General features: G+C 52.5%; 15 protein-coding genes, 1 tRNA gene and 3 pseudogenes. 17 read left to right on the plus strand and 2 right to left on the minus strand.

Going from position 1 to position 22982, the window contains the following annotated elements; genetic code table 11:
* Nucleotides 1-6: 6 nt before the first annotated feature.
* Nucleotides 7-5088, minus strand: a complete 5082-nt coding sequence (locus ABDW72_RS11340) for a translocation/assembly module TamB domain-containing protein (RefSeq protein ID WP_347158794.1) — start codon at nucleotides 5086-5088, stop codon at nucleotides 7-9.
* A gap of 517 nt (nucleotides 5089-5605) precedes the next feature.
* Entirely contained in the window at nucleotides 5606-7210 is a 1605-nt protein-coding gene (locus ABDW72_RS11345) for an alpha-amylase family glycosyl hydrolase (protein WP_347158680.1), read from the minus strand.
* Nucleotides 7211-7500: 290 nt separating this feature from the next.
* Here ABDW72_RS11345 and ABDW72_RS11350 point away from each other — a divergent pair.
* The 17 genes and pseudogenes from ABDW72_RS11350 (at nucleotide 7501) to ABDW72_RS11430 (ending at nucleotide 22803) form a co-directional block, all read left to right on the plus strand.
* Nucleotides 7501-7575, plus strand: a tRNA-Glu gene (locus ABDW72_RS11350).
* A gap of 195 nt (nucleotides 7576-7770) precedes the next feature.
* A pseudogene (locus ABDW72_RS11355) lies at nucleotides 7771-8301 on the plus strand (hypothetical protein).
* A 136-nt stretch (nucleotides 8302-8437) separates the two neighbouring features.
* A pseudogene (locus tag ABDW72_RS11360) lies at nucleotides 8438-9196 on the plus strand (SDR family oxidoreductase).
* A gap of 89 nt (nucleotides 9197-9285) precedes the next feature.
* Entirely contained in the window at nucleotides 9286-9477 is a 192-nt protein-coding gene (locus tag ABDW72_RS11365) for an early set domain-containing protein (RefSeq protein WP_347158681.1), read from the plus strand.
* Nucleotides 9444-10127, plus strand: a complete 684-nt coding sequence (locus tag ABDW72_RS11370) for an alpha-amylase family glycosyl hydrolase (protein ID WP_347158682.1) — start codon at nucleotides 9444-9446, stop codon at nucleotides 10125-10127. Before ABDW72_RS11365 ends, ABDW72_RS11370 begins: the two co-directional genes overlap by 34 nt.
* Before the next feature lie 80 nt (nucleotides 10128-10207).
* Nucleotides 10208-10714, plus strand: a complete 507-nt coding sequence (locus tag ABDW72_RS11375; RefSeq protein WP_347158683.1) for an alpha-amylase family protein — start codon at nucleotides 10208-10210, stop codon at nucleotides 10712-10714.
* A 21-nt stretch (nucleotides 10715-10735) separates the two neighbouring features.
* On the plus strand, nucleotides 10736-11299 hold the full coding sequence (locus ABDW72_RS11380; RefSeq protein ID WP_347158684.1) for a hypothetical protein: 564 nt from the start codon (nucleotides 10736-10738) through the stop codon (nucleotides 11297-11299).
* A gap of 191 nt (nucleotides 11300-11490) precedes the next feature.
* Nucleotides 11491-12342 carry a universal stress protein gene (locus tag ABDW72_RS11385; RefSeq protein ID WP_347158685.1) on the plus strand — a complete coding sequence of 284 codons (852 nt, stop codon included), beginning with the start codon at nucleotides 11491-11493 and terminating at the stop codon, nucleotides 12340-12342.
* 54 nt (nucleotides 12343-12396) lie between these two features.
* Nucleotides 12397-12840, plus strand: a complete 444-nt coding sequence (locus ABDW72_RS11390) for an Hsp20/alpha crystallin family protein (RefSeq protein WP_347158686.1) — start codon at nucleotides 12397-12399, stop codon at nucleotides 12838-12840.
* A 186-nt stretch (nucleotides 12841-13026) separates the two neighbouring features.
* The gene (gene ppsA / locus ABDW72_RS11395) at nucleotides 13027-15456 is read left to right on the plus strand and encodes a phosphoenolpyruvate synthase (protein ID WP_347158687.1); all 2430 of its coding nucleotides are present in this window, start codon (nucleotides 13027-13029) and stop codon (nucleotides 15454-15456) included.
* 57 nt (nucleotides 15457-15513) lie between these two features.
* Nucleotides 15514-16278: a VIT1/CCC1 transporter family protein gene (locus tag ABDW72_RS11400; RefSeq protein ID WP_347158688.1), complete on the plus strand. Its 765-nt coding sequence runs from the start codon at nucleotides 15514-15516 to the stop codon at nucleotides 16276-16278.
* A gap of 224 nt (nucleotides 16279-16502) precedes the next feature.
* Complete coding sequence (locus tag ABDW72_RS11405; protein ID WP_347158689.1) at nucleotides 16503-17522, plus strand: 2-hydroxyacid dehydrogenase; 1020 nt, start codon at nucleotides 16503-16505, stop codon at nucleotides 17520-17522.
* A 19-nt stretch (nucleotides 17523-17541) separates the two neighbouring features.
* Nucleotides 17542-18045, plus strand: a complete 504-nt coding sequence (locus tag ABDW72_RS20360) for a F0F1 ATP synthase subunit beta (protein WP_430438154.1) — start codon at nucleotides 17542-17544, stop codon at nucleotides 18043-18045.
* Complete coding sequence (locus ABDW72_RS11415; RefSeq protein ID WP_347158692.1) at nucleotides 17969-18229, plus strand: F0F1 ATP synthase subunit epsilon; 261 nt, start codon at nucleotides 17969-17971, stop codon at nucleotides 18227-18229. The genes ABDW72_RS20360 and ABDW72_RS11415 overlap by 77 nt, the downstream gene beginning before the upstream one ends.
* Nucleotides 18230-18395: 166 nt before the next feature.
* Nucleotides 18396-18787: pseudogene (locus tag ABDW72_RS11420) on the plus strand (transposase).
* A 123-nt stretch (nucleotides 18788-18910) separates the two neighbouring features.
* Entirely contained in the window at nucleotides 18911-19990 is a 1080-nt protein-coding gene (locus ABDW72_RS11425) for an AI-2E family transporter (protein WP_347158693.1), read from the plus strand.
* A 155-nt stretch (nucleotides 19991-20145) separates the two neighbouring features.
* The gene (locus ABDW72_RS11430; protein ID WP_347158694.1) at nucleotides 20146-22803 is read left to right on the plus strand and encodes a cation-translocating P-type ATPase; all 2658 of its coding nucleotides are present in this window, start codon (nucleotides 20146-20148) and stop codon (nucleotides 22801-22803) included.
* Nucleotides 22804-22982 lie beyond the last annotated feature (179 nt).

Raw genomic sequence — 22982 nt, forward strand, 5'->3', positions numbered from 1 at the left:
AAGGTATTATGGCGTCTGATTGTTTTCTGATTTGAGCCCGGTCCGCTGTTGTTTGCGTGCCTCTTCCTCCGCCTGGGTCTTTTCGACACTTTGGAAGAGCTCAGAGAAGTTGTTGTAATCGCGTACGTAAATGAGTGAAGCTCCAGTTTCCCGCACATCGCCTTCCAATACACCCTCATACTCGCTTCGCTGAAAAGCACGTACCCGCAAGCGGCCGTCTTCGGTTATGGAGTATTCCACGGATATGTCGCCGCCAAAACCACTCATGGAGTTGTTGGCTTCTCCCTGGCCTTCCAGCCCGATATCGCTTCCCACCCGTACAGTCAGGCGGTCGTTGAGGAACTGCTGTTTCAGAGCAACGTTCAGGTCGGTGCGGCCCTGTGCGGAACCGGAGGAGTAATCTTCGTAAGAATTAACACCTAACTCCAGCCCTAAACCACCGGCATACTTGTTGGTCAGTTGGTTTAGCTGGTCCGTCATCACCTGGCTCAGGCTGTTACGGGCTGAAGCGGCAAGGCCTCCTCCGGAGCTTTCCAGCGGATCTGGCGCCAGAAAACGGCCGAGCACCAGCAGTGCAAAAACCTGTTTGTTCATCTCCGATTCATCCTCGCGCAGATTAGCCAGACTAGCTGTTACCTCTCCCGGCACTTTTCCCCGCTGCTCTTCCGGTAATTCAATATTAAAGTCGATTTCGGGAGTGAGAATTTCGCCATTTACATTTACAATAACCCGAAAAGGCACTTGGTTACGCAGTGCAGGATCATCAGCGCCGGAAGCCTGTGCTGCCACAAGTTCTCGGGGCGCTGTTTTAACAGTATAGATGGCTTTGATTTGCATGTTGGCCTGCATCGGGTCGCCGGTCCAGGCAATGTAACTTCCATCTGCTATATCCAGCTCCCGTGAAGCCAAGTCGTAGAAGTCCATGCTATACTTACCATCCGAGATCTCGTAACGCCCGGTCATATTTATTTGGCCGCTGGGGGTGATGCCTACATACAAAGGGTCGGCAGTGCCCCGCACCACCAAATTATCGCCCGTAAGCGGATCTATGACGATGGTGACGGGTGTAGCATCCGTGATGTGTACCTGAGTTTCAATGTCAGCACCTACAAAACCTGTCTGGGCCGAATCCTGGGGCTGTTGCCCACCGATGATGGCGGTAAGAGAGTCGTTCAGATTCACAAATTCTACGATGCCGTCCCGTTCGGCTGCCCCGGTTTCATCCGCCGGAACAACAGCTGTGAAGGCAGAACCATCGAGCACTTTTACATCTATTTTGATCACCGGCAGCGCCAGATCCCCTCCAATACTTGCATCAGCAGCAATGAAAACAGTACCATAATACAGGTCATTGTCTTTGGCAGTGGAGTTCATCGCCAGGAATCTGTCTGTATTTACTGTTAGGTCAAACTTGAAATCAGTATAAGTATCAGTCAGGATGTCGCCGTTCACTACCATATTGTTGCCAAGCGAATCGGTCAACGTAAAGTCAGGGAAGTGTATACCTTGTTCGTTAAACACCAGGCGTTCGTCCTGCAGGCGGTAGAGCGAGTTAAGCATCGCCACGTTAAACTGCGCCTGGTTGAAGTTCAGCTCTCCCAAGATGTTTGGATCATCCACGGTACCCGTAATGTGCAACTTCCCGCTGGCATTACCATCCATTTCTTTCACCATACCTGCGGTAAAACCTTCAAGCGAGGCCAGGTTCAGGCTTGGAATATTGGCGTCAAAGTTCAGGAGGCTGGCATTCGGCTGCGACTCGTAAAAGCCGTTGATAAGTACCTGGTTGCCATTACCGGTCAGGGAGGCATCCACGTTATAGCGGTTGCCGCCTTCACTGTTGGCCTTTAGGGCAATGGTGCCCACTGGCACGCCTTCGTAGGCAAATTGCGACACTGTCAGATCAGAGGTGAAGCTCATCGTACCCGCCATCAGATTTTTCACAGTAGCGGTGCCATTGATGGTGCCGGCAATCAGGCTGTCCTGTTTCTGAAAAGTATCCATCAGGTAGCCAATGTCGAAATTGTTGAATTCAGCCTTTAGTGGCGCATTGGGACCCAACGGACCTTGGCTGTTCAGAGCAATATAACTGTTGTCGTGCTGTAGTTTTATGTTGTGGGCATACAGCAAATTAGTATCATACTGCAGGTAGTTATCCTCTGGCACCGTCCATTTATCGCTGTTGATGACCAACTGTTGAGGATTGAAGGTAAAGCGGTAGCCGGGGCCAAGGCTGTTCAGCTGCCCGCCCAACACAAAGCGTTCCTGCTGGCCGGTACTATCAGCAATGCCCAGCCGCAAAGTCAGAAAATTATCGTGGGCAGCGCCTTCCAGCGTTACATGGTGCATGTTTAGCGAAGGAGAGGAGAACTGTGCCAGCGTTACATTATAGTTGAGTGCTTCCGGGGTGCCGTTCACCTGCAGGGCCAGATCATGCAGGTTATAGCCCGTGTATTCTAATGCATTTACATTGCCATCTACCGTTAGCGTTTGATTTGTGCCATCGTAGGTGGCTATGATCGGGTTATTTACAGCAAGCTTCGTCAGCCCGGGCACAAACGCAGTAATAAGCTTGCTCTGTTTCAGCTGAATGCGAGCCTTAAAGTCATGCAGGTTTACGCCGGCAGGGTAGGGCGGATCGGGTTGCAGGTCGAAGTATTTGGAGAAGTGCTTTTCTAATGCTGTCGGCAGGGTTGCCAGCGTGTTCCCGAATTGCAGGTTCGCATCGGCCAAATCCGACTGCAGTTGTATAGCAGCCGACTGGCCATTTTGCTGGAGTGTCATTGCAAGCGAATCGATCGGGTACGTAGCTTGGTTTAGATTGATGACCAGGTTCTGCCCCTGTAACTGGCCGCTGATGGCGCTAGGATCCAGCCCTGTGAAATGCCCCGTCATACTACCTTTTATGCGTAAGGAGTCTGAGTATAAGTTCAACGCCCTCAGGTTCGCCTCCTGAATGTCAATATCAAACCCATAAGCTACATGCGAAGTATCCCGCATGTTAAAATCACCTTTCAGGTCAAAGTCCAGGTTCGGATCGTTTGCTGTAGCTGCAAACGTATACAGGTTGCGGTTGATATTGGCGTTTACGTCGAGGTTGTTATACGTATAGTTATTATACTCAAGAGTTTTAATATTGGCTTGCACCAGTGCCTGCATGGTTTCAGGCGTCAGGCCGGTGCCTTTGGCCGTCGCATTAAGGGCAATAATACCAACTCCCAAACTGTCGGTAAATAGCTGGCCCAGATCAAAGCGATTGGTGCTGACTTTAGCGGTGAAGGGCTCTGCGCCGGCAGGGCCTGATTCCATGTTCACGACCGCCGCCACATTGCCATAGCTACTTTGCAGGTTCACATCGGTGTCAAATGCTGTGAGGGAGCCCTGGTAAGTACCAGTCATACTTAGCTGGCGCGGTACCCGGATATTAGGTGGGATGGTGCCAGCGGGCGTAAGCGCCTGTATATCGGTACGTGTGGTAGCCAATTGGTTAATGCGCAGGTCCATATATAAATGGTCAGGATCTGTCGCGTTGCGGATATCACCGGTAACAGCCACCTTCGTGCCCTGCAGCCCGGACATGTTAAACTGACGCACATGCAGGTTTTGCATGGTGCCATCTACTTTGCCATCTACTTGCAGTTTGGTGTTGGCTATACTTCTGAACGAGGGGTTATCAGCCAGATATGGTGCAAAGTATAAAGCATCCTGCATGCCCACATAACTGTTATTGATATCCAGGTTCAGGCCAAGTGTTTCGGGGTGATCCGCCACAGCATCCAGTGAGGGGTACGTAACAGCCAGATGCCGCTGCAGGTGGCTGTTGCCGGTTAGCAGATCCAGGTTTGAGAGCTCTGTTTTCGTTGAATCAAAAATAACATTTGCTTCAAAGTTTTTGACCTGGAAACCGCTTTTTTCCTGTAGCTGCAGCTGATTTACATCTACTGTCGTGCGGTTAAGGCTATAGTATAGATCCTCGGCCTCCAAAGCGATGTTGTTAAAAAGCAGGTGGTTGTAGTCCATGCCTTTTTCCTGCGCCGGCACATTGAAGTTATCAAACTTCACATCCAGATCACTTACATCCAAGCCATTGAGGGTTACTACCCAGTTCATCGGCTGTCCGCTCGTTTCTTCTGCTGCAGAGTCCAGTTCCTGTACCGTTCGCTGCGGATTTACGGCCAGCGAATCAGTTGGTTTGTACTTGTCCTGCTTGTAAACGACAGCCGTATTGTGTAACTCAAATGTTTTCAAATTAATGCGTTCGTTCTTCAAGTCGATCTTGTCGGCTGTTAACAATGACCTGCCGACATCCAGCGCAATGCTTTGGTCTGCCGGGCGACTCTTATAGTTAAGCTTGACATTATCGAGCGCTATACGATTCAGCCCAAATTCAAGCTCCAGCGGCTCAGTTGCTGCCGTATCGGGCGGTGGAAGCTTGGTTTGTATATAGGAGAAAGCCGTATTCTTAAGTTCTACCTCGTCTACCAGGTACCGCTGCGCATCCAGGTTTAGCTCCTCCATGGTGGTAAGCAGGTGCCCCACACGCCCTTTGATCCAGTTACCTCCTGCTTCATCGCGGTAGTTGATATACACATCATTCAGGTTGATCACATCCAGGTTAATGGCCAGCGAAGAGGAAGTGGTATCAGCAGGTTGAGCCGCCGTTGTATCGGAGGCAAAGGCTTCCATAATAAAGTCGTAATTGGTGCTGCTGTCGGGTTGAACGTGCAGGTTGAGTGTGGCATGATCGAGGCTGATTTTGCCAATATCAATGTTGCCTTTGATGAGCCCCAGAATATTCATGTCGACTCCCAGGCGTTGGCTATACCATAAGGTGTCCTGCTGTTGGTCTTCCACATACACGTCTTTCAGAACCAGCGCATTGCGCCAGTCTGTTGTGAAGCCGCCAATTTCAACTTTCGTATCAAGCGTATTAGATAAGTAATTGGCCCCCTTATGGGCGACATAGTTTTGCACCTGTGGAAACTGCAAGGCAACCACGATCAGGACCACCAGGCCTACTACAAACAGTAGTATCCCTAGCAGTATCTTTAGCAAAACTTTTCCTATATGTTTGGGAGATGCGATAATCGTTCAATTTAATGTGCTGTATTGCCTTACGTAAATATTGGCCACAAGGTGAAATGGCGAAGGAAAATAATGTTTTGGCGGCTGTTTTTACCAGTAAACTGCTTCCCAAGCCCACCTATTACGGCCTGAGTAGTACAAAAAAATAAAAAATTATTTCTATAATGTTCAAGTAGAAGCATGCTTGTTAAGAAGATTTTTGGTTGTCTGCACAACTGTCAAAGATTCGCAGCAGTTTGAAATAGAGAGTAGACCAATACGATCAAAGCTTACTTTAGCTAGTGTGTCATACTAAAAATAAGGCAGCTTATTAGTTAAGCAAACGAAGTATAAACGGGCTAGTGGTATACTATTCGCATAGGTGCCATACTGGTGTTTTGGGCTTGAGAAGGAACATGCTTTTACTGGATTTAGCACTAAGGAGCGGGCAATTGTCCTGCTCCTTAGCGCTTTTTTAGTGATGCTACGGCGTTCCAGCACAGTTACTGAAACCAGTGTTGCAGAACCAAGTGCTTGAATTTTAATCCAGCCGAATAATGTATCCTTCGTCTCCTCCCATACTAACAATATCGCTGATGCGGCTGCCTTCCAGGTCCGTGGTAGTTGCCAGCTCAATAGTACCTGTAAACTTATAATGCGGCGGTTTAAAATAACAAGGTTTATGCGTTAGGTTTAGCAGGATCAGGAAGCAGGTGTTTTCATGCTGCCGGGTATACGCCAACATCTGGTTATCAGAAAAAATGGGAGCATACTTGCCAATGTTCAGAGCGGGCTCCTGCTGCCGTAAGGTAATCAGGCGGTGGTGCAAGGTGAGCATCGAATATGGGGCATCTTTCTGCGCTTCCACGTTTTCACGTTTATAGTTCACAGGCAGCGGAAGCCACGGGGTACCCGTAGAAAAACCCGCATTTTCTGCATCGCTCCACTGCATGGGCGTTCGCTCCGGATCTCGGCTCAGGTTCAGGTCAGGCATGTTTAGGCCTTGTGGGTCTTGCACCTGATCGGGCGGAATAGGCACATCACGCATGCCAATTTCATCGCCATAGTAGATCGTGGGCGTACCGCGCAGCGTTAGCAGTAGCATGGCCGCAACTCTGGCCTGTGCTTGCCCCACCCGGCTCGTAATGCGTGGATTATCATGATTGCCCAGCACCCAGTTAGGCCACCCATTCGGCGGCAGCGCTCCCTCGTATTGGTCAATAGCGGCGGAGATTTCTTTGGAGTCCCAGCTATGTTTCAGCAACAGGAAGTTGAAAGGGAGATGAGCCCCTTTGTTATTGATACCATAGTAGGTCATCAGCTTTTGAATGGGGAGGTAAATTTCGCCGATCATCACACGTTCTGCATAGCTATCCGTTACTTCCCGCATCATCCGCACAATATCGTGTACCTCCGGTTGGTCCGTAGAGTAAGCTGGAAGCAATTTGTCGTACGTCGACATATGAGGTTGATACTCCGGGTTGGTAGGGTTGTCGCGCAGCTGCTTATCTTTGATCATATGCCACATCACATCTACCCGGAAGCCATCCACGCCTTTGTCGAGCCAGAAGCGCATAACGTCCAGCATGGCTTCCTGCACCTCAGGGTTACGCCAGTTCAGGTCCGGTTGCTCCTTCAGAAAAGCATGGTAATAGTATTGTTGCGTTTTCTCGTCCCATTCCCAGCCGCTGCCGCCAAAAACACTTAGCCAGTTGTTAGGCTCCGTGCCATCTTCCTGCGGATCTTCCCAGATGTACCAGTCACGTTTGGGATTGTCGCGCGAGGAGCGTGACTCCAGAAACCAGGGGTGCTGGTCAGATGTATGATTCGGTACCAGGTCAAGTATCAGTTTCATACCGCGTTGATGCACCTCCTGCAGCAACGTATCAAAATCGTCCATCGAGCCAAACAAAGGGTGTATGCCGCGGTAGTCAGAAATATCATAGCCAAAATCAGCCATAGGAGACGGGTAAATAGGGGAGAGCCAGACCGCCTTTATTCCCAGCCATTTCAAATAATCCAGCCGCTTGATGATACCCTGCAAGTCGCCGACACCATCTCCGTTACTGTCCTGAAAGGAACGGGGATATACCTGGTAAATAATTCCATCCTGCCACCATAGGTATTGTTGCTCTTGATGCGTCATAGGTAATTTGTTGTTTTGATTAATGCAATGAATTTTAATGTACGGCATATGGGAGCATAGGATATTTCAGGGAGGCAATGCCAATGGCAGCGATGAAGCAGAAAAGGAGGGAACCCCTTAAATTTTATATTTGGCAGTAAGGCGGAAGCTTTTGCAGCAACCTGGCGCTTAACAGAGTATATTTTGTGCCTGACAATCATGTAAATACGCGCAAGTAGCTGCTTTTTTTGCCTTGCCTTCTTGTAGTATCAAAAACAGCCACTATCTTTGCACCATCAAAACCGAAAGATGGTCCGTTCGTCTAGGGGTTAGGACTTCAGATTTTCATTCTGGCAACAGGGGTTCGATTCCCCTACGGACTACCAGGAGGGAAAAGTCAGTTTCACAGCTGCTTTTCCCTCTTTCATTTTGCCCCATTTTCTGCGAAATCTCCGCCACAATGCCGAAAAAGGAGTTGACGCGGGTGGTTCGATACGCCTCAATTTCCCTGTCAAAGTACACCCCATCAGGAAACATCATCGCCGGCAGTTGCTTTCTGCCCTGCACCGAGGCCTAGAAAAATGCGCTATGAGCGGGCTCTATTTATAAACTTGGCCCTCCAGGAGCATGTTGACCCACTTATAAAAGTGTCGATCATACCGAGAGGAAAATCGCTTGGGGCAGCCTGGTACCTGCCTGAGGAGCGCCAACTCAAATCGGCAACTGCTTTTGCAGAGCCTTTAAGCGCCACGTTAGCCGGCAGAGCAGCCGAGGAATTAATATTTGGCTATGTGACCTCCGGTGCGCTCGACGACTTGGAAAAAGCCACCAAGTAAGCCTATATGATGGTTGCTTACTATGGCTTTGATAAGCGCATAGACAACATCAGCTTTTTTGATTCCGCAGGCCAGCAGGACACCCGCTTAACGAAGCCTTACGGCGAAGAAACCGGCAAGCTGCTCGATGCTGAAGTCATTAAACTCATCGACCAGGCCTACCGCAAAGCCAAAGGCCTGCTGGAACAACATCAGGACTTGCTAACAAAGCTAGCCCAGCTACTGCTGCAAAAGGAAGTAGTATACAAGGAACACCTGCAAGCTATACTTGGCTAACGGTACGTACCGGCTGAAGAGGCAGCCATTCCTGGGATAATGTAAGCATTATCCAGAGGCACCGGTTTGAGCAAAAGCGGCTCTTCTACAAGGCTATTTAAAGAAATCAGTAAACCAATTAAGAGGAGGCTAAATAATGGAAAAACATTTTCAGGGGAAAGTAGCGATTGTAACCGGTGGCAGTTTTGGCATAGGAAGAGCTACTGCAGAACTTTTTGTCTTGCAAGGCGCTAAAGTAGCCGTCATGGATTGAGTAGAAAATCAGGAAACCGTAAACAACATAAAAGTTGCTGGCGGGGAGGCCATATTTATCAAGTGTGATCTATCAAAGGACAGTGACGTGCAGGCGATGGTGGAGCAAACGCTTCATTCCTTCGGTCGCCTGGACTATGCCTTCAACAATGCGGGTATAGAAGGCGCCTCCGCCCCAACACATGAAGTAACAGAAGAAAACTGGGATAAGGTTGTCGAGATAAACCTGAAAGACGTGTGGCTTTGCATAAAACATGAGCTGCCGCACATGCTGCAGCAAGGCAAGGGAGCGATCGTAAACTGTTCTTCCATAGCCGGTGTGATCGGTTTTTCCGGCATTCCTGCGTATACCGCATCCAAACATGGCGTACTACTCGGCCTTACCAAAACAGCTGCGCTGGAATATGCTACCTCCGGGCTAAGGATAAACGCCGTATGCCCCTGTGTAATTCAGACTCCTATGATCGACAGGTTCATCGACCAAAACAACATCACACGAGAAGCCATGGCCAGCCAGGAGCCAATCGGCAGGTTTGGGGAGCCGCGGGAAATAGCTGAAGCTGTCGTTTGGCTTTGCTCTGATGCCTCCTCCTTTGTAACAGGCCATCCGATGTTGATAGATGGCGGTTGGGTGGCCAGGTAATATTCCCACAGCATTCATTTCAGGATTTAACTGACAGAAAAAGCACCTATATGGGCTCTTAGGTTTCCGTTGAAGGCGCACCATACCCGTTGGGGGGGGCCTTTATTGCAGAAGAAGATGCCTACAACTTCACCCTTTACTCGAAGAAAGCTGAAAAGGTCCGGCTGCTGCTTTTTCGGGAGGATATGTATGAAGAACCTGTTGCCACGTATGACTTCGACCCGCGGATTCATAAGTTGCAGCGGGTATGGGGCACTACCGCCTCAGGCGTGCCGACCTGAAAGAAGCTATCTACTACGCCTTTCAGGTGCAGGGCTGCTCCGACCCCTTAGGTAAGCTTTGTAACATTGATACTGAAAAGATTCTCCTCGACCCTTATGCCAGGAATATCTTTTTCCGGCCGGATTTTAGCCGGAGCGCGGCAAGCCCCTCAGGCACTAATCTGGGCAAAGCACCATTAGGTTACATTGCTCCCGCTCCCAACCACTTCGACTGGCAGCAAGATCACATTACGCCTCATACACACGACCTGATCATATACGAGCTGCATGTGCGCGGATTTACCCGCCACCCCAACTCCGATGTAATACCAGAATCCAGGGGCGCTTTTGCGGGCGTAATCGAACAAATCCCTTACCTGCAAGAACTAGGCGTTACAGCAGTAGAACTAATGCCCGTACACCAATTCGACCAACAATCGGGCGAATACTGGGGCTATATGCCGCTTCACTTTTTTGCCCCGCACAAAAGCTATGCCGCCATACAGGCGCCCTATGGCGCAGTAATTGAGTTTAAACGTATGGTGCGGGAACTGCACAAAGCCGGTACCGAGGTAATACTGGATGTAGTCTTCAACCATACGACAGAAGAGGGCCTGATCGGGCCGACTTATCACCTAAAGGGCGTTGACCCTTCTACTTATTACCTATAAAAGAAGAATCTCCCGATCCTTACTTAAACTACAGCGGCACCGGCAACACCCTCCGGACCGATCACCCGGCTGTTCAGCGCATGATCATGGACAGCCTGCGGTATTGGGTAAAGGAGATGCATGCGGATGGCTTTCGTTTTGACTTAGCCTCCATTTTTACCCGACGCTCCGACGGAACAGTTGGCGAGGGGCCCATTTTCTCAGATATTGCCACAGACCCAGACTTAGCTCATGTGAGGCTGATTGCGGAGCCTTGGGATGCGCAAGGCTTTTATCAGCTGGGGCGGAGCTTTCCCGGCAGCACCTGGCTGCAGTGGAACAGCGGCTTTCAGGATGATGTGCGCAGGTTTGTAAAAGGTGACAGGGACATGGTGGCCGCACTGGTACAGTGGATGTACGGCAGTGAACAACTTTTTCCTGATGATCTGCTGCATCCCTACCACTTCTACCAAAGCATCAACTACGTCACCTCCCACGACGGTTTTACGCTCTATGACTTGGCCTCTTACAACGAAAAGCATAATACCGCCAACGGGCACAACAACAACGACGGCAGCTTCCAGAACTATAGCTGGAACTGCGGCTGAGAGGGCGATGAACAGGCGCCGGTGGCAGTGCTTGCACTGCGCAAGGAACAGGCAAAAAACCTGTTCCTGCTGCTCATGTTATCAAACGGCACGCCTATGTTTATGGCTGGGGATGAGTTTCTACAGAAGCAGGGCGGCGGCAACAACCCATACAACCAGGATAACCAAACCACCTGGTTAGATTGGAGCCGCCATAGGTTTATGAACGACCACTATGAATTTATCAAAAAAGTCATTGCTTTCCGTAAAGCCCATCCAAGCCTGGGCCGCAGCCGCTTCTGGCGATCTGATGTGAGGTGGTATGGAACAGACGGAGCCATAGACATGTCCGCAGAATCGCACAGCATGGCTTTTTTTCTCTCCGGCAAATCACTCGGCGATCAGGATCTGTATGTGATGGTGAATGCACACTGGGAAAGCAAAGAATTTAAGTTTATGGAAGCCGGCCCATGGTTCCGGATGGTGGTCACTAACCTGCCGCCTCCCGACGACTTTGCGACCGCCCCCGGAGCAGCTAAGCACCTCACACTATACTGTTTCTCCTCGGTCTGTAGCCGTTTTCCTGCAATAGATGGTATTCTTTGATTGAAAAGGCTTTCCTGCCACCAGCAGGTTAGCCAGCATTGACACAAAGGCCGCCCCACCAGCCAAAAAACTTATCCTGCTGTTGCAGCAATAATGGTATTTATCATTCCTAAAGTTGATGTAAGTCATTCTATAATAAAATCTTATAATATAACTTCACTTCACAAGTTTGGCCTGTAAAATACTTTCTTATGAAAACAATCTTATGCATTACGGACTTTCCGTTGAGCTCAGAAGCCACCACGAACTACGCCTTTGAGCTGGCTCAACTCCTGTCTGCCAGACTCCTGCTCTTCCATCGCCAACCGGCACCAGCCATTGTACCAGGTGTTCTCACGCATTCTCAACTGATGACAGCGTTGGATGACCACAACGAAACCGCACACAAACTGGAAGCAGTCAGACAACGCCTGACTAATCAGAACCCTGATCGCCGAGTAACCTGCGACATTCAGCTAAAACACGGAGCAGCGAAAGAAACCATCCCAGTCATACTTAAAGATGATCAGATAGTACTGGTTGTTGTAGGCATGGAAAATGCGCAAGCCTTAACGGATATATTTAATGAACCAGTTACAGCTGTTAGCATCACAGCGTCTAACTGCCCGGTACTCGTTGTTCCGGAGCAGGCTACCTTTAAACCCCTTCAAAAAATTTTATTTGTCGTAAATAAGCTTGGAGAGCCTTACCAGGATGTGGCACTGGTACTGCAACTAGCGCACCTGTTCCACACAGAAATTTATGTTTTGCACGTGCTTCCTGAATCCGACGCCAGCGCTGCTGCCACAGCCCAGGAAGAAATCTACCCTTTAGCAGCCTGGCAAACCTATCCCCACGTTACCTACCATGTGCTTCTCAACAACAGCGTTGAAGAAGGAATCAGCCAGTTTGCCCGCGAAAACAGAGTAGACATGCTGGTAGTAGGCTATCACCCAGACCACCCCTGGCAGCACCTCCAGCCTAGGTATCCCTCTCCGGAAAGAGGCTACCATACCTATCTGCCGGTCTTGTTTACGCATTACAAGCGTCACGAACTGCCTTAAAGCAGCTGCTTCGCCCGTCTTTAAAACTTTGTTCAACTATAAATGAGTAAGCTTATGTCACTTGTAAAATCAAAAAGAAATGGTGTAACACCGATGTCCTCTATGTTGACGGATGTCCTGGACCTGGATCGTTTTTTCGAGGACAACGCCTTTTTCAAAGGAATGAAAAAAGTTCCTTCTACCAACATCAAAGAAAAAGACGACCGTTTTGAGATTGAACTAGCTGTTCCGGGTATGGACAAAAAGGACTTCAAAGTGGAGGTCAACGATACAATTCTGACTGTTTCAGCGGAGCAAACGGAAGCAAAGCATGAAGAGAAAGCGCATTATACCCGCAGGGAGTTCAGTTATACTTCGTTTGCGCGCTCTTTTGAACTTCCAGCTTCTGTAAAATCCGATACGATACAGGCAGCCTATGAAAACGGCATTCTTATGCTGACGCTCCCTAAAAAAGAAGAAGCCTTTACAGGCAACAACAAGAAGATTGAAGTTGCTTAGCTGTTATGCCCAACAAGGCGCGGATAACTACTTCGCCTTGTTGGGCATGCTACTTCTTTTCCAGAATAGCAGTAGTAATCCTTGTTCAACCCCAAACGCTGAAGAAAAACTCTCTATGATCGCTTCTTGCCCAACAGCTAATGAATAAACTGCCGCACACGAAATCTAACTCGTAAACATCCTCTCATGCCTACCTTCATCATTCCTTTTAAAAGTACCACCATGCAGCATGTGGCTGAAGTGGGTGGGAAAAACGCTTCTCTGGGTGAAATGTTACATAACCTGGAAGCGGATAAAATCCGTGTGCCCGATGGCTTTGCCACCACCGCCAAGGCCTACCTGGAGTTCCTGGCGCAAAACCAGCTCACGGAGGAAATAAAAAAGCGGTTGGCAGAGCTGGACACAGAGAACTTTACTAATCTACAGCAGATCGGCGGCCAGATCCGTGAACTTATACTTGGGGCCAGCCTTCCGGAAAGTATAGCCGGCGCCATTAAAGACGCTTACAAGCAGCTTTGCCAGCAGTATGGCGCCGATGTGCCGGTGGCCGTCAGGAGCAGCGCTACGGCCGAGGATCTGCCTGAGGCCAGCTTTGCCGGCCAGCACGAGTCGTACCTCAACATCAGGGGTGAGGAGCAGTTGCTCAAAGCCTGCCTGCGTTGCTATGCCTCACTTTTCACCGACCGCGCCATCAAGTACCGCCACGACCACGGCTTCGACCATCTGAAAGTATACTTGTCCATCGGGGTGCAGAAGATGGTGCGCGCCGACCTGGCCAGCGCCGGCGTCTGCTTCACCCTCGACCCGGAGTCAGGTTTCGACAATGTGGTCTACATCACCGGCAGCTGGGGCCTGGGCGAGAACGTGGTTCAGGGCACCGTGAACCCCGACGAGTTTTACGTGTTCAAGCCTACGCTGCAGCAGGGCAAAATTGCCATCCTGAGCAAAAAAGTGGGTTCCAAAGCCTTAACCATGGTGTATGCCACCGACAACCCCGACGAGCCCACTGTCAACATCGACACGCCCGCCGACAAGCAGGAAGCCTTTGTGCTGACCGACCCCGAGATCACGCAGATCGCCGATTGGGCCGTGAAGATCGAGGCGCACTACGGCCGCCCCATGGACATCGAGTGGGCCAAGGACGGCGAGACCGGCGAGCTGTTCATCGTGCAGGCGCGCCCCGAAACCATCCACAGCCAAAAGAAAAAGCAGCTGACGCGCACCTCCTTCACCCTGCAGGAAAAAGGCCGGCAGCTGGCCAGCGGCAAGGCCATCGGCCACCGCATCGTCAGCGGCACGGCCCGGTTGCTGCACTCGCCAAAGGACGCCGGGCAGCTGCAGCCCGGCGAGATCCTCGTCACCGACATCACCAACCCCGACTGGGACCCGATCCTGAAGAAAGTGTCGGCGGTGATCACCAACAAAGGCGGGCGCACGAGCCACGCCGCCATCGTGGCTCGCGAGGTGGGCGCCCTGGCGGTGGTGGGCACCGGTAACGCCACAGAGGCCATCCGAAACGGGCAGCAGATCACCGTGTCCTGCGCCGACGGGCAGAACGGCCTGGTGTATGACGGACAGCTGCGCTGGAAGGAGGAGGAGCTGGACTTTGGCCACCTTGGTAAGCCCCGCACCCACGCCATGCTCATCATCGGCGACCCCGACCAGGCCTTTGCGCTCTCCTACTACCCCAACAGCGGCGTGGGCCTGATGCGCCTGGAGTTCATCATCAACAACAGCATCCGGATACACCCCATGGCGCTAGTAAAGTATAATGAGCTACAGGACGAGGAGGTAAAACAGCAGATCGACGCGCTCACGCACCACCACCAAAACAAGGAGGACTACTTTGTGGAGAAGCTGGCGCAGTCGGTGGCCACCATCGCCGCGGCTTTTCACCCCCACGACGTGATCGTGCGCATGAGCGACTTCAAGACCAACGAGTACGCCAACCTGATCGGCGGGCAGCAGTTTGAGCCGAAGGAGGAAAACCCGATGCTAGGCTTCCGGGGCGCCTCCCGCTACTACAACTCGCGCTACCGCGAGGGCTTTGCGCTGGAGTGCCGGGCCATGAAGCGGGTGCGCGACGAGATGGGCCTGACGAACGTGAAGCTGATGATCCCCTTCTGCCGCACGGTGGCGGAGGGACGCAAGGTGGTGGAGGAAATGGCCAAGCACGGGCTGAAGCGGGGCGAGAACGGGCTGGAGCTCTACGTGATGGCCGAGATTCCGAGCAACGTGCTGCTGGCGCGGGAGTTCGCCCAGCTCTTCGACGGCTTCTCCATCGGCTCCAACGACCTCACGCAGCTCACCCTCGGCATCGACCGCGACTCCTCCACCGTCAGCGAGCTGTTTGACGAGCAGAACGAGGCCGTGAAAATGATGATCAGCACCGTGATCCGGGAGGCGCACGCGGCCGGGGCCAAAGTGGGGCTCTGCGGTCAGGCCCCCAGCGACTTCCCTGCGTTCGCCCAATTCCTGGTGGCCCAGGGCATCGACAGCATCTCCTTTAACCCCGATGCGCTGCTGCAGGGCGTGGAGAACATCCTGGCCGCCGAAAAGCAACAACAGGACGGCAAAGCCACCACCCGCGAGGGCAAGGTGCCGCACCAGGTATAACCGCGTAAACAACATCATTCTTCTGTAAAGGGCGCTGCCGACGAAAGACAAAAGCACATGGCCATGAACCCCGAATCCCTCCGAGCGCAGTTAAAGGCGTCGCACACGCCGGACCAGATCCGGCGGCGGCTGGTGCACGGGCAAAACCACAGCTACCTCCGCGACTTTGTGTATGGGGCCGTGGATGGCGCCGTGACCACCTTTGCCGTGGTGTCGGGGGTGGCGGGGGCCGGGCTCGCTCCCCGGATCGTCATCATCATGGGCATGGCCAACCTCTTTGCCGACGGCTTCAGCATGGCCGTGAGCAACTTTCTGGGGATACGGTCGGAGAAGCAGCAGCTGGAGCGGGCCAGTACACAGGAGCAGCTGCACCTGAAGCTATACCCGGAGGGGGAAGTGGAGGAGATCCGCCAGATCTTTGCGGGCAAGGGCTTTACGGGGGACGTGCTGGAGCAGGCCGTGCAGATCATCACCTCCAACAAAAAACAGTGGACCTACACCATGCTGCAGGAGGAGTATGACTTCCCGCTCTACCAGGCCAGCGCCTGGAAAGCGGCGCTGGCTACGTTTGTGGCGTTCCTGCTGATGGGGCTGGTGCCCGTTTTCCCGTTTCTGTGGAATTACTTGACCACTGTGCCCTTCCGAGACCCTTTTATGTGGAGCAGCATCAGCACCGCCGGCGCGTTCTTTGCCATCGGGGCCATCAAAAGCCGCTTCGTGGACAAGCCCTGGTACCTTTCGGGCCTGGAGACGCTGCTGCTCGGGGGCGCTGCCGCCACCCTCGCCTACCTAGTAGGCGACCTGCTGAAAGGGCTGGGCTAGCTTTTCCTTTTCTCCAGCCAACGATACGATAAACTACAAGTAAAAACACATAGCAAGTTCTCGCCTCCATGTCGAAACAGCTGGCAAAAAGGGCTCGTGCTGCCGTGGATGCTGGCTGAGGTAACCTTTAAGCCTGATGGAGTTGATGCCGTGTCTGTCGCCTTTTTGGGGCATTGTACTTCGCCTTAAAGGGTGCAGCTTTTTCTTTTCCAACCGCTAAGCAGATGCCCATGTATGTAACCGTTTTCAGCACAAAGCCATTTGAGACTCCTTTCCTAAAGCAGTTCAACCAAAACGGCTATACTTTAAACTTTGTGGAGGAGCCACTCTCCAGTCAAACGGCGGTCTTGGCCAAAGGGAGCCAAGCGGTAGTACTCTTCACTAACGATGATGCCTCGGCGCCCGTGTTGCAACAGCTAAAAGCGCTGGGGGTGAAGGGCGTAGCCCTGCGCTCGGCAGGTTATGATCATGTAGACCTATCAGCAGCGGCAGCCCTGGGGCTGCGGGTGGCCCATGTGCCTGCGTATTCGCCCTACGCCGTGGCCGAACATGCCGTAGCCTTGATGTTGTGCCTGAACCGGAGGCTGCTCCTGGCCCATGACCGCATCTGCCACAACGACTTCCACCTCAGCGGCCTGATGGGCTTTGACATGCACGGCAAAACAGTAGGGATCATCGGCACCGGTAAAATTGGCACGGCCGTCGCCCACATCCTGCATGGCTTTGGGTGCCGCCTGCTGGGCTATGACATAGCCCCGGATCAAGGCTTGGAAAAGCAACTGCAGCTGATGTATACAACCCTTGATACCCTGTTGGCCAGCGCCGATATCATCACCCTGCACTGCCCGCTAAACGAGCAGACCCGCCAGCTGATCGCCAAAGATGCGATCGGGAAAATGAAAACAGGGGTGATGCTGATCAACACCTCCCGCGGAGCATTGCTCAACACAGCAGACGCCATTGTGGGCGTAAAGAGCGGTAAAATCGGCTACCTGGGCCTGGATGTGTATGAACACGAAAAAGCGCTGTTTTTCTCCGACCGTTCCGAGGAAATCCTGCAGGACGACCTCTTTGCCCGGCTGCTCACCTTGCCGAATGTGCTGGTAACTGGCCACCAAGCCTTTCTGACGCAGACAGCAGTGGCTAACATCGCCGAAGCGACGCTCCACAACCTCGCCTGCTGGAACAGCGGCAAGTCCAGTGAAAACGAGCTGCTCCCGGTCTTGCCCCTGGCTAAACCCTGATGTGAAACGACAAAGCACGATGCAGATAACCGGAACAGTTCTCAGCATACGCGGCAGTGTGGTGGATGCTGTCTTCGAGGCGGGCATCCCTCACATCAACATGCTGCTGCGCACTGGTCAGGAGCAGCGCATTTTGCTGGAGGTGCTCACGCAGCTTAGCACCAGCCGTGCGCGCTGCATCGCGCTTACGCCCACGCAGGGGTTGGCGCTGGGGGCGCAGGTGCAAACCACCGGAGGCCCGCTGCAAGCCCCTGTCGGCCGCGAGACCTTGGGCAGGATGTTAAACGTATTTGGCGAAACCATAGCTGGCACGCCCGCGCCAGCTGAAAATACTCTTGCCCGACCAAGTTTTTGCAGAGAAGCAGGACGTGAAGCGGCTGGTGGCCGACATGGTGGCCGGCTCCTAAATCTTCCTGCCCAACCGGCTCGATTGCACCGCAGGACTGGTGCCGGGGATACTGCTCTACGAGTCTGTAACGGAGGGAGAAGTATTTGTAGCCCTGGACGAAGGTGTGCTGATTAAAGCAGGCCAGCGCATTTTTATATCGGTGCGTCATGCACTTGGCGGCTCTGGTCTAGACAAGCTACACCAGCTGGTGACGCAGGAATTTTTGAACCGGAGCGAGTGCGAAAAAAACGTGCGCTCCGTGCTGGCCAAACGGAAGAGTAACTTTGTACGGCAGTTTATTAATTTTCAGCAGGAGTAAGTATGAAAAGAGAAAGCGGCAGCGAACCAGAGGGCTTTCTGCGGAAGATCCGGAGCAAAGAAACCCAGAAGCTCCGGGCGCGCCCCAGCCTGAGTGCAGAGCTGCATCGCGCACCAGATTCGCTGGCAGCCTCAAGTACGTGGGCTCCAGGGACCGGAAGGAGTTTATGCGGGACCTGAAGCCCGTCTACCGGGCAGAATGCAAGGAGCTGGCTGAGCTCAGGCTACTGGAGCTGGAGGAGAAGTGGGGCAGAAAGTACCCGAAGGTGCTCGAGAGCTGGCAGCGGAACTGGACAAACTCTCCACGTACTTTAAATATACCGAGTCGATACGGAAACTCATCTTCACCACCAACACCATCGAGGGCTTTCACCGCCAGGTCAGGAAGGTGGCCAAAACGAAGGGGGTTTTCCCCTCGGACATGGCCCTGCTCAAGCTGATTTACCTCTCGCATCAGAACATCAGTAAAAAGTGGGTCATGCCGCTGGCCAACAGGAGCCAGACGGCCCAGCAGCTGGCCATCTGGTTTGGGGAGCGGATGCGGCTGGACCTGAAGTGAGACGCACTTCAGAAGTTTGGCCCTTTCGCCGCTAGGCTAAAGCCGTAACTGCAAAAGGGCCAGTACATGGAAATAGTGAGGTGACATAGTGTAAATTATACTCCCGACAAAAGCGATCTTTGTATGGTACCAACTCAGGAAGTACATCGACCCGATTACCTGCGGCTGCTTTTATATGTTTTGGTGATCAGCCTTTTGCTGCATTTTGGGCAGCCCTTGCTGGTGCCACTCTGCTTTGCCGTGCTTGTCAGCTTTAGTTTGTACCCGGTTTGCCGCTGGCTGGAGCGCCGCCATATACCCCGGTTCCTGTCCATTACGTTGGCCCTCCTGCTTCTGATGATAGCTGCAGCAGGCCTGCTGCTTTTACTTATTCAGCAGGTCCTGCAATTTTCTGAGGAATGGCCCTTCCTGCGCCGAAAAATAGTAGAAGTGACAGAGCATGCAAGCCAATACCTGACCCTGCGCTTCAACCTGCCGCTGGTAACGCAAGGACAGTGGCTGGAAAGTATACTACAAAGTAGTATGCTGCATCTGCTGCTCCTGGTGCAGCAGATGGCCTATAGTTCTGTCGTGGGCCTGGTTCTGTTTATTCTTATTCCTTTCTACTGCGCTCTGATTTTATACTACCGCGAACAGTTTGCCGACGCACTCGTTTATCTCTTTCCGCCAGCGGATGCTCCCAAAGTTCGCTTTATCCTGCGGCAGACTATAAAAACGTTCTACAATTTTATAAAAGGGATGGCCCTGGTATACCTGATTGTAGGCTTGCTGAATATTGCCGGCCTGCTGCTACTGGGCATCCCGCATGCGGTGCTCTTTGGCATTGTCGCTTCTTTGTTAACCTTTATACCTTACGCGGGCATTACGATTGGTTCGCTGCTACCTATTACAATGGCCTGGCTTACCTATGATTCGGTGTGGTACCCGCTTGGGGTAGTTGCTGTTTTCGCCGTGGTGCAGTACCTGGAAGCAAACATTATTTTTCCGCTGGCGGTAAGTTACCGGCTCCAGGTTAACACATTGTTTATGGTTCTGGCCATCATAGCCGGTGGCCTCATCTGGGGGGCGGCTGGCATGATCCTGTTCGTGCCTTTTGTGGCTATTCTGAAGTTGGTTGCCGAACAAACGGAGAGCGGGCATTTGATTGGCCTGTGGCTGGGCATTGGTACCCGCACAGCCACAACGAAGAACTTAAGGCCGTAGCACTCTCATTCAGCTGGTTTGGCTCTACCTGCTGGCAGATATTTCCTGTTAAAGCCATCCATTACCAAAGCAACCAAGCCAACCTCCGGCAGTCATACTTTCGTTTAGCAACTTATAACGGCTGAAGTACCTTCTGACGACTAGCTCTAATCCGCATGGAGAAACAATGGTATCAACTAAAAGTGGAGGACGTATTCCAACTATTACAGACAAGGCACGAAGGGCTTCAGGTGGATGAGGTAAAACAGCGCCAGGAGCAGTATGGCCTCAACAACATGCCGGAGCCCAAACCCAAAACCCTTCTCCGGATCTTCCTTAGCCAGTTTCTCAACCCTTTGATCTATGTTTTGATGGCGGCAGGTACTGTGTCGCTGCTGGTGCAGGACCTGGAGAACGCCCTTTTTATCTTTTCTATTATTTTGATAAATGCCTGCCTGGGCACCTGGCAGGAAGGCAAGGCCGAACGGAACGCCACCGCGTTGCGAAACTTGGTAAAAATACGAACGCGGGTGAGGCGGGAAGGGAATGTATACGACCTGGATGCCCAACAACTGGTGCCGGGCGATATTGTGCTGCTAGAGTCGGGGATGAAAGTGCCTTGTGATTTGCGCCTGGCGGAAGTACAGGAGCTGACTTTAGAGGAAGGTCTGCTGACCGGCGAGTCGCTGCCGGTGCAGAAAACAAGCAGCGTACTGGAGCAGGAAGCACCATCTCTCGGCGACAGGAGCAACATGGCCTTTGCAGCTACTACCGTGATAAAAGGAAGGGCATGGGGAATTGCAACGGCTACGGGTGTTGATACCGAACTAGGGAAGATTGCAGGTTCTCTGGCTGTTACTGAAACGGAAAAGCCCCCGCTGCTGCGCCGCATGGATGTGTTTTCAAGGACGATCAGCCAGCTGGTGCTCCTGTTATGCCTGGTGTTAGGGCTGGTGGGCTGGTGGCGGGGGATGGCCGCGTTCGACATCTTCTTCTTTATGGTGGCCCTGGCTGTTTCGGCTATCCCGGAGGGCCTGCCCGTAGCCCTTACCGTGGCTTTGGCAATTGGCACCAGCAGGATGGCCAAACGCAACGTGATCATTCGTAAGCTACCCGCTGTGGAAGGCTTGGGCAGCTGCACCTTGATAGCTTCGGACAAGACCGGCACCTTGACGATGGACCAGCAGTCGGCAAAAAAACTGGTCTTGGCAGACGGGGAGGCATTGCTGGTGAGCGGGCAGGGCTACAACGGCGAAGGAACCATAGAAACGGAGGCCGGTACCAGGGCGGTGCTCACGCCTTCTCTGGCTATACTGCTGCAAACTGCGGTGCTGTGTAACGAAGGCAGCTTGCGGCAAGAAGCAGCCGGGTGGGAGTACAGCGGGGATTCAGTTGATGTGGCGCTGCTGGCGCTAGCCTTTAAGGCCGGGCAGGAGCCTGCTTATTTCCGGCAGCAGTTAGAGGTGGTAAAGCAGGTGTCGTACGAGTCGGAGAATAAGTTTTCAGGCTTGTTTTACCTTGACGGGGGCCAGCTGTTCTTTGCTATGAAGGGAGCTGCCGAAGTTGTTGCCCGGCATGTGGGGCAACAAAAAGAATTTCTGCTGCAGCAAGCCGGCCAGCTGGCCATGGAAGGGTACCGGGTGATTGGCCTGGCCGTTGGTCCTGCCACCAGTACGGATGTGATAAGCCTGGGAGAGCTGGAGTTTGCAGGGCTCATTGGCCTGATTGACCCCTTGCGCGCTGAAGTTGTGGCGGCGGTAAAAGCTTGCCAGCAGGCAGGCCTCAAGGTCGTAATGGTGACTGGCGACCACCCGGTGACCGCAGTTGCTATTGCCCGGCAACTGGGAATTGCTACTTCGGATGCGGAAGTGATCACGGGCCAGGAAATGGCGGCGCTACAATCAGAAAATCCCTCTGCGTTTCTGCAGGTGATGGCAGAAAAACGCGTTTTTGCGCGGGTTGCTCCCCTGCAGAAAAAGGACATTGTAGAAACTATGAAGCGCAACAACCATTTTGTGGCCGTAACCGGGGACGGCGCCAACGATGCTCCCGCATTAAAGGCTGCCCATATAGGGGTGGCCATGGGCAGTGGCACAGACGTGGCCAAAGAAGCCGCGTCCATTATTGTAACCGACAACAATTTCGCTTCCATTGCTGCAGGCATAGAAGAAGGCCGCTTTACCTATGAGAACCTGCGTAAGATCATATACATGCTCATTTCTACCGGTGCAGCTGAGTTGCTGCTGGTTGCCCTGACTTTGCTGCTGGGCCTGCCTTTGCCTTTTATTGCGGTGCAGCTGCTATGGTTGAACTTGGTGACCAACGGCATTCAGGACATAGCCCTGGCGCTGGAGAAAGGGGATCCGGCTGTAATGCAGCTGCCGCCCCGCAAGCCGGATGAGCCTGTTTTTGACCCCCTGATGTGGAAGGAGATACTTCTTTCAGCGGCGGTAATGGTAGGGTTGACCTTCGGACTCTGGTACTGGCTGGTAGAAGGGCAGGGGATGGACGTACGGCATGCCCGCACCGACCTGATGATGCTCATGGTTTTACTCCAGAACTTTCACGTCTTAAACTGCCGGTCCGAATTTAAATCCTTGTTTCAGGTGCCGCTCCGCAACAATTATCTGTTGATTGCCGGAATTGTTGGGGCGCAGCTCGTGCATATCAGTGCCGCGTATGTTCCATTTCTGGCCTCCATCCTGGAGCTTGAGCCTGTACAACTAAACGAATGGCTGAAACTGCTGCCTACTGCCGCTGTTGTATTAGGTGCCATGGAGCTATTCAAATGGCTGCGAAGCAGGTCTGTTAAAAACAGATTGAAGCGGGACTAAGAGCGCATAGTTTCTTTTGCGTATAAACAGCAACCTTCCATAGCTTACCGGGAGAGTACCGGCAGAAAATGACCCGTTGGAAGATGCCACAAAATATACCTGCCTGGTTTAAGTATACAAGCTGTTCAACAAGCCGGGCATAAGTTGATGCAAGCTGGCATGTACTTAAATTATAGTTT

The sequence above is a fragment of the Pontibacter chitinilyticus genome (genome assembly GCF_039748935.1).
GTDB classification, from domain to species: domain Bacteria; phylum Bacteroidota; class Bacteroidia; order Cytophagales; family Hymenobacteraceae; genus Pontibacter; species Pontibacter chitinilyticus.